The organism is Sphingomonas bacterium, from assembly GCF_903643035.1.
GTDB lineage: Bacteria > Pseudomonadota > Alphaproteobacteria > Sphingomonadales > Sphingomonadaceae > Sphingomonas.
The window spans coordinates 1-4,144 of the sequence record NZ_CAHJWW010000245.1 but is presented as its reverse complement, the minus strand read 5'-3'; the positions used below and the strand labels follow the sequence as shown (position 1 = coordinate 4,144).

Sequence of the window (4,144 nt, the reverse complement as noted above, 5' to 3'; positions counted from 1 at the left end):
CGCGATCGGGCGCGCGCTCCTCGCCCGGCGGGATCACGCGGCCGCCACACCCCGCCAGCAACAGGGCGACGACCGGCGCCAGCCACCCGCGCGCCGCCATCCCGACCTTCGCGACGCCCGTCACGCTTCGTCGGTGTCGGCGAGTTTCCAATTCGGATCGTTGCTCTTCAGGGTTCGCGCGAACGTCCACAGGTCGTGCGTCTGAACGGCGTCGGTGATGGAACCGGCGATCACCTGACCCTCCGCGTCCCGCGTCACGGCGGCGATGTCGGCATCGAACCGCACGGTGATCCGCGCGTCCCGCCCGGCAAGCGCGGCATCGACGATCGTCGCCCGCTCGATCGAGACCAGCCGGTTGTCGAGCCGGTGCCCCGCCGTGTCCCGCGCCGCGATCGCCTGGGCGAACGCCGCCTTCACATCGGGCTCGACCAGCCAGGCCAGCTGTTCGGCATCGCCCTTCCAGAACGCGTCCAGCACCATTCGATAGGCCGACTGCGCGCCGGCGATGAACTGTCCCACGTCGAACGCCAGGTCCGCCGCCACGATCGCCCGCATCCCCGCCTCCGCCGGCTGTTCGATCGGGCGACCGGCGCCCTCGCGCGCCTCGGGCGCCGGATCGGCTAGGCGCGGCGTCAGCGGCGGGACGACCGACTTCTCCGCCGCCTTGGGCAGCGACTGCTGTTCATGCCCGGTCCGCTTGCCGAGCACGGAATATAGACGCAGCGCCGCAAAGGCGGCCAGCATCAGCAGCAAGACAAAAGGAAACACTTGACCTCCGCGGGATCGGTACCGGAACATAGGCATAACGCACCCGCAGTTCAAACGTCCCCTGCTTCCGCCGCCACCCTATGTTTCCGGTTTCCCGGCGGGGACGCGCCTGCCGCCAGTGATCGACGGCCGGCGATCGGCGGCCAGCCATCGGCGGCGCGCGATTGAAAGCGGTCCGCGCCCCTGCTAGGCGCGCTGCTCGCCCGGCCGGCGTCGCTGCGCCGGATCCACCGCCTGACCCTAATCCTCGCAAGGACCCCGCCGATGGCTGACGAGGCTCTCTCCCCCGCGATCGACTTTTCCGGGACCGGCAACGGCGAGGACAGTGCGCCGGCCGTCGGCCTGATCTCGCAATATGTGAAGGACCTGTCGTTCGAGAACCCGAACGCGCCCGGCATCTACCAGAACCAACAGCCGCCGCAGATCGACGTCCAGTTCAACATCGGCACGCTCCAGGTCGCCGACGAGGTCCACGAGGTATCGCTGAAGGTGGAGGTGCGGGCCGAGATCGCGGGAACCGTCGCCTTCATCGTCGACCTCACCTATGCCGGGCTGTTCGGGTTCCGCAACGTGCCGGCCGAACAGATACAGCCCTATCTGCTCACGGAGGGTCCCCGGCTGATCTTCCCGTTCATGCGGCGCGTCGTGGCCGACACGATCCGCGACGGGGGGTTCCCGCCGCTGCTCCTGGAGCCGATCGACTTCAACCAGCTGTTCATGCAGCAGAGCCAGGCCACGCAGGCCAACGTGACCGATTCGGGCCACGCCTGAACCCGCCCGACCCGAGCCGGCCCGACCAGATCCTGCGCGTTCGGCGGGTCCGAAGGGGATGAACCTGACAAGGGCGCTGGGCTCGGTCGGCGGGCTGACGCTCGCCAGCCGGGTGCTTGGGCTGGTGCGCGATGCGCTGTTCGCCCGCTTCATCGGCGCGAGCTTCGCGTCCGACGCGTTCCTCGTCGCCTTCCGCCTGCCCAACATGTTCCGCGCGCTGTTCGCGGAAGGCGCGTTCTCCGCGGCGTTCATCCCGATGTTCAACCGCAAGATCGCGGACCCGGACGGACGCGGGCTCGTGGACGGCATCGCGTTCGCCGACGACGCGCTGTCCGTCCTGCTGCCGGTGCTGGTCGCGATGACGCTGGCGATGGAGGCGTTCGCCTGGCCGGTCACATGGCTGCTGACCGGCGGCTTCAACGGCGTCGACCACGACCGGTTCGCCTTCGCGGTCGAGCTGTCGCGCTATACCTTCCCGTATCTGATGCTCATCAGCATCGTCTCGCTGCTGGGCGGCATCCTCAATTCGATGCACCGGTTCTGGGTCGCCGCCGCCGCGCCCATCCTGCTGAACCTGACGCTGATCGTCGCGCTGCTGTCGTTCCATTCCCGCAACCCGTTCGCGACCGCGCGCAACCAGGCGATCGCGGTGACGGTGTCGGGCGCGCTCCAGCTCGCCTGGCTGGCGCGCAACTGCCGCGCGAACGGCGTCCGCCTTCGCCTGAAGCGTCCCCGGCTGAACCCCGACGTCCGCCGCCTGCTCGCGCTGGTATGGCCGGCGGCGGCGGGCGCGGGCGCGGTGCAGATCAACCTCGTCGTCTCCACCGCGCTCGCCGCCAGCCTGCTGCCGCACGGATCGGTGACGTACATCTATCTCGCCGACCGGCTGAACCAGCTGCCGCTCGGGCTGATCGGCATCGGCCTTGGCACAGTCCTCCTTCCCACGGTCTCGGCGCAGCTCGGCCGAGGCGCGCACGCCGAAGCGATGGCGACGCAGAACCGCGGCATGGAGCTGGCGCTGCTGCTGACCCTGCCCGCCACCGCCGCGCTGGTGGCGGCGGGGGTGCCGATCACCGCCGCGCTGTTCCAGCACGGCAAGTTCGATCCGGCCGCGGCGGCCTTCACCGCTCAGGCGCTGGCGGGCTATTCGGTCGGCCTGCCCTCCTACATCCTCGTGAAGGTGCTGACGCCGGGGTATTACGCGCGCGCCGACACGCGCACGCCGGTACGCTATGCGACGGTATCGATGGCGGTGAACCTGGTGCTGAACCTCGCCTTCATCGTGCCGTTGCGGCATGTCGGCCCGCCGCTGGCGACCGCCCTTGCCTCCACGGTCAACGCGGCGCTGCTGTACCGCACGCTCGTCCGGCGCGGGCATTTCACGGCGGACGCCCGGCTGCGGCGGCGGACGGTGCGGCTGGCGGCGGCGGCGGTGCTGATGGGCGCGGTGCTATGGTTCCTGTCGGACCGGTTCGCGGCGCACATGCACGCGATCGGCGCGCTGGAGCGGTGGGGCGCGCTCGTCCTGCTGGTCGGCCTGGGCGCGGCCGTCTATGCCGGCGCGGCGTTCGCGTTCGGCGCGTTCCGCCTCCGCGATCTCCGGGCGCTGGTCCGCCGGCCGGCGCGGCCCTGACATCGAGGATCGAGAATGCGAGTCGTCTCCGGCATCCAGCCCACCGGCAACCTCCACCTCGGCAACTATCTCGGCGCGATCCGGCAGTGGGTGGCGATGCAGGACGCGATGCGAGCCGGCGACCAATGCCTGTTCTTCCTCGCCGACCTCCACGCGCTAAGCCAGCCGATCGTGCCCGCGGACCTTGCCGCCAACACGCTGGGCATGGCCGCGACGCTGCTCGCCTGCGGGATCGATCCCGACCGGTCGATCCTGTTCAACCAGGCGCGCGTGCCCGCGCACAGCGAGCTGCAGTGGATCCTGGGCGGCACCGCGCGGATGGGCTGGCTGTCGCGCATGACGCAGTGGAAGGACAAGGCGGGGCGGCAGGGCGACAGCCAGAGCACGGGCCTGTTCACCTATCCCGTGCTCCAGGCCGCCGACGTCCTGCTCTACAAGGCGAGCCACGTTCCCGTCGGCGACGACCAGAAGCAGCATCTGGAACTCGCGCGCGACATCGCCGCCAAGTTCAACGCCGACTATGGCGTGGAGCTGTTCCCGCTTCCCGAGCCGTTCGTTTCCCGGGCGGCGCCGCGGATCATGTCGCTGCGCGACGGCGCGGCCAAGATGAGCAAGTCCGACCCTTCCGACGCCTCGCGCATAAACCTGATCGATGCGGACGACCTGATCGCGCAGAAGTTCCGAAAGGCGCGCACCGATGCGCCGCCGCTGCCCGGGACGCCCGGCGAGCTGGCGGACCGGGCGGAGGCGCGCAACCTCGTGACGATCTATGCCGCGCTGGCGGACACGACGCCGGCGGCGGTGCTGGCGGAGTTCGCGGGACAGGGGTTCGGCACCTTCAAGCCCGCGCTCGCCGACCTGGCCATCGCGGTGCTGGCCCCGATCCGCGACGAGCTGGCGCGGCGGATGGCGGACCGGGAGGCGGTGGCGGCGGTGCTGGCGCATGGCGCGGAGCGCGCGCGGACGCTGGCC

General features: G+C 70.6%; 4 protein-coding genes. 3 read left to right on the top strand and 1 reads right to left on the bottom strand.

The annotated features are described in order from the left end of the window. Positions 1-120: 120 nt before the first annotated feature. Positions 121-768 (bottom strand): Tim44/TimA family putative adaptor protein, encoded by a 648-nt coding sequence (locus HUV01_RS12995; RefSeq protein WP_174298647.1) that lies wholly within the window; start codon positions 766-768, stop codon positions 121-123. 264 nt (positions 769-1,032) lie between these two features. On the opposite strand from HUV01_RS12995, the gene secB reads away from it, so the two are divergent. From secB to trpS, 3 genes are all read left to right on the top strand, one after another. Then, on the top strand, positions 1,033-1,539 hold the full coding sequence (gene secB, locus HUV01_RS12990) for a protein-export chaperone SecB (protein WP_174298646.1): 507 nt from the start codon (positions 1,033-1,035) through the stop codon (positions 1,537-1,539). Between the two features lie 58 nt (positions 1,540-1,597). Then, positions 1,598-3,172 carry a murein biosynthesis integral membrane protein MurJ gene (murJ, locus tag HUV01_RS12985; RefSeq protein ID WP_174298645.1) on the top strand — a complete coding sequence of 525 codons (1,575 nt, stop codon included), beginning with the start codon at positions 1,598-1,600 and terminating at the stop codon, positions 3,170-3,172. A gap of 15 nt (positions 3,173-3,187) precedes the next feature. After that, a partial coding sequence (gene trpS / locus HUV01_RS12980; RefSeq protein WP_174298644.1) for a tryptophan--tRNA ligase occupies positions 3,188-4,144 on the top strand: 957 nt, incomplete at its 3' end.

What these genes read in the sequence shown, in the direction of transcription:
- secB (WP_174298646.1), top strand. Translation starts at nt 1,033, where the DNA reads ATGGCTGACGAGGCTCTCTCCCCCGCGATCGACTTTTCCGGGACCGGC.
- murJ (WP_174298645.1), top strand. Translation starts at nt 1,598, where the DNA reads ATGAACCTGACAAGGGCGCTGGGCTCGGTCGGCGGGCTGACGCTCGCC.